The following is a 2,733-nucleotide window of genomic DNA, read 5'->3' on the forward strand; positions in this document are numbered from 1 at the left end:
GAGCTATCCCATGTATCAGCACATCAAGGTGCCCGAGGGCGGGCAGAAGATCACCGTCAACGCCGACTTCTCGCTCAAGGTCCCCGACCAGCCCATCATCCCGTACATCGAGGGTGACGGCACCGGCTACGACATCACCCCGGTGATGATCAAGGTGGTCGACGCCGCGGTGGCGAAGGCCTACAAGGGCACGAAGAAGATCCACTGGATGGAGATCTTCGCCGGCGAGAAATCGACCAAGGTCTACGGCCCCGATGTGTGGCTGCCCGAGGAAACCCTGCAGGTCCTGCGCGAGTACGTGGTGTCGATCAAGGGGCCGCTCACGACGCCGRTCGGCGGCGGCATCCGCTCGCTGAACGTCGCGCTGCGCCAGGAACTCGACCTGTACGTCTGCCTGCGTCCGATCCAGTACTTCAAGGGCGTGCCGTCGCCGGTGAAGGAGCCCGAGAAGACCAACATGGTGATCTTCCGCGAGAACTCGGAAGACATCTATGCCGGCATCGAGTTCGAGGCCGAGAGCGACAAGGCCAAGAAGCTGATCAAGTTCCTGCAGGACGAATTCGGTGTCAAGAAGATCCGCTTCCCGAACACCTCGGGCATCGGCATCAAGCCGGTGTCGCGCGAGGGCACCGAGCGCCTGGTGCGCAAGGCGATCCAGTACGCGATCGACAACGACAAGCCCAGCGTGACCATCGTGCACAAGGGCAACATCATGAAGTTCACCGAAGGCGGCTTCCGCGACTGGGCCTATGGCCTGGCGCAGAAGGAATTCGGCGCCGAACTGATCGACGGCGGCCCGTGGTGCAAGTTCAAGAACCCGAACACCGGCAAGGACATCACGATCAAGGATTCGATCGCTGACGCCTTCCTGCAGCAGATCCTGCTGCGCCCGGCCGAGTACTCGGTGATCGCGACGCTGAACCTGAACGGCGACTACGTCTCCGACGCGCTGGCGGCCCAGGTCGGCGGCATCGGCATCGCCCCGGGTGCGAACCTGAGCGACTCGGTCGCGATGTTCGAGGCCACGCACGGCACGGCACCGAAGTACGCCGGCAAGGACTACGTGAACCCGGGTTCCGAGATCCTGTCGGCCGAGATGATGCTGCGCCACATGGGCTGGACCGAAGCGGCCGACCTGATCATCAGCTCGATGGAAAAGTCGATCCTGTCGAAGAAGGTCACGTACGACTTCGCGCGCCTGATGGACGGCGCGACGCAGGTGTCGTGCTCGGGCTTCGGCCAGGTGATGATCGACCACATGTGATCCCACGCCGGCGGCTTCGAAGCCGCCGGGCGAATCACTGCAAACCCCTTGTTCCGGCCCGGAACAAGGGGTTTTTTCATGGGCGATCGGTGGCAAGAACGATCGGTGGCAAAAACGAAGTGGCCCGACGCCATCTCGTTCGGGAAGCCGATGAAAGCTTTCCGCACGAGACCCAGCGCCGGGCCGTGCCGGTAGTCTTCTAGGTGGCTGCACACCGCTTGCGCGGTGTGAATTCTCGGCCTAGGCCTCGGCGGCCGAGGACTCCGCCACGCCGACAGGATTGCGGCGATGCGGGATCGTTTCGGGTACGTCGAGCGCAGAGATGTTCTGCGCGAGCTGGCCTTTGGGGCCTTGCACCACTTCGTAGCTCACGCGGCCGCCCTGTTTGAGCGTGCGAAAGCCTTCACTCTGGATGGCCGAAAAATGTGCGAACACATCCTCGCCACCCCCTTCCGGTTCAATGAAGCCGAATCCCTTCGCATCATTGAACCACTTCACGGTTCCGAACAACTTCTGGGCCATATTGGTCTCCTATCCCYGGGAGCGAAGAATTTTGTGCGCCGCCTTGGTGACTGTCAAGGCGCGGCAAACCAGGGTTCAGGGCCATGCAACCAAATGCATTCCCTTGCGGGTGCCGTCGTAGAACAATGGGCACGTTGTGATGCATTTCCGGGCCTTGCAGTTCGCCCGGGTGTCGCAATATCCGTTCGGGTGAGCACAGCAAAATCAACTCTATAGAATGGTTCCATGCCCGAGGAAAAACCGATACCGCCCGAGCCGTTGAAGCGGCCGACACCCGATGACGGGCAGGGGGCGGTCGTGGCCGAAAGGCAGGCCGCGAAGACAGAGCCGCCGCGCATGTACCAGGTGGTACTGCTCAACGACGACTACACACCGATGGAGTTTGTCGTGATGGTGCTTCAGGAGTATTTCCAGCGCGACCTCGAAACCGCGACGCAGATCATGCTCAAGGTTCACAAAGAGGGCCGCGGAGTCTGCGGCGTCTATACCAAGGACGTCGCTGCAACCAAGGTCGAATTGGTGCTGGCCGCTGCCCGTCGGGGCGGCCACCCGTTGCAATGCATTATGGAGGCAGCATGATCGCGCAAGAGCTTGAAGTCAGCCTGCACATGGCGTTCGTCGAGGCGCGCCAGCAGCGCCACGAATTCATCACCGTCGAGCACCTGCTGATGGCGCTGCTCGACAACCCGTCGGCCGCGGAGGTGCTGCGCGCCTGCTCGGCCAACATCGACGACCTGCGCAAGAGCCTTGCGCAGTTCATCAAGGAAAACACCCCCACGGTGGGCGGTGCCGAAGAGGTCGACACGCAGCCGACGCTGGGTTTCCAGCGCGTGATCCAGCGCGCGATCATGCACGTGCAGTCCACCGGCAGCGGCAAGAAGGAAGTGACCGGCGCCAACGTGCTGGTCGCGATCTTCGGCGAGAAGGACTCGCACGCCGTCTACTAC

Annotated in this window: 4 protein-coding genes; 3 read left to right on the plus strand and 1 reads right to left on the minus strand. The window is 62.2% G+C overall.

Features of this window, described 5'->3' with window-relative positions:
- The first annotated feature begins 10 nt into the window (after window positions 1-10).
- Window positions 11-1,264, plus strand: a complete 1,254-nt coding sequence (gene icd / locus AC1D1T_RS31550; protein WP_477993307.1) for an NADP-dependent isocitrate dehydrogenase — start codon at window positions 11-13, stop codon at window positions 1,262-1,264.
- Between the two features lie 240 nt (window positions 1,265-1,504).
- Here the strand turns inward: icd and AC1D1T_RS31555 are convergent, their stop codons facing one another.
- A complete protein-coding gene (locus AC1D1T_RS31555) occupies window positions 1,505-1,786 on the minus strand; it encodes a cold-shock protein (protein WP_047508850.1) in 282 nt (93 codons plus the stop codon).
- 225 nt (window positions 1,787-2,011) lie between these two features.
- Between AC1D1T_RS31555 and clpS the strand changes: the two genes are divergently transcribed.
- Both clpS and AC1D1T_RS31565 read left to right on the plus strand, forming a co-directional pair.
- Window positions 2,012-2,365 (plus strand): ATP-dependent Clp protease adapter ClpS, encoded by a 354-nt coding sequence (gene clpS, locus AC1D1T_RS31560; protein ID WP_052204767.1) that lies wholly within the window; start codon window positions 2,012-2,014, stop codon window positions 2,363-2,365.
- A partial coding sequence (locus tag AC1D1T_RS31565) for a Clp protease N-terminal domain-containing protein (protein WP_477993308.1) occupies window positions 2,260-2,733 on the plus strand: 474 nt, incomplete at its 3' end. The genes clpS and AC1D1T_RS31565, both read left to right, overlap by 106 nt.

This window comes from Rhizobacter sp. P2_H3 (assembly GCF_056403355.1).